The following is a 449-nucleotide window of genomic DNA, read 5'->3' as shown; positions in this document are numbered from 1 at the left end:
GGGAACAGGGCCGGGAGCCCGCCCCGAGACCCGGTGGGGCGCGCCCTCCTCCAGCTGCAGTCCAGCGCCGGCAACCGGGCCACGGCAGCGGCGGTGCAGCGTGCCAGGAACGCGGACAAGGGGAAGGAGCCGGAGAACGGTGGCGCGTCCGCCGGGGCGAAGAAGAACTACCGCGACCGGATCGCCGCCCTCCTGGACAGGTTCAAGAAGAATCTCGAGCCCGTCGACACCTTCGTCAAGGGAGCCCAGACCCCCGCCAACGCGGGCCTTGCCCAGCAGGCCGCCGCCACGGCCGACGAGGGCCTCAAGCACTCCGCCGCCGCCTCGGGGACCTCCGCCGCGTCGGCGAACCTCCTCACGGAGGCCACCGGCGCCGTGGTCAGCGGCATGGACGCGTACAAGAACATGAAGGCCGCCACGACGCACAAGACCGGGGCCAAGTACCACAC

Annotated in this window: 1 pseudogene; it reads left to right on the top strand. The window is 72.2% G+C overall.

The window, feature by feature from the left end:
• Positions 1-449 (top strand): annotated as a pseudogene (locus LPA54_RS38730) (hypothetical protein); the annotation flags it as partial.

Origin of the sequence: Streptomyces sp. DH12 (genome assembly GCF_020873895.1) — a bacterium.
Lineage (GTDB): Bacteria > Actinomycetota > Actinomycetes > Streptomycetales > Streptomycetaceae > Streptomyces.
The sequence above is the reverse complement of the archived record's forward strand: the minus strand, read 5'-3'. Positions and strand labels throughout refer to the sequence as shown.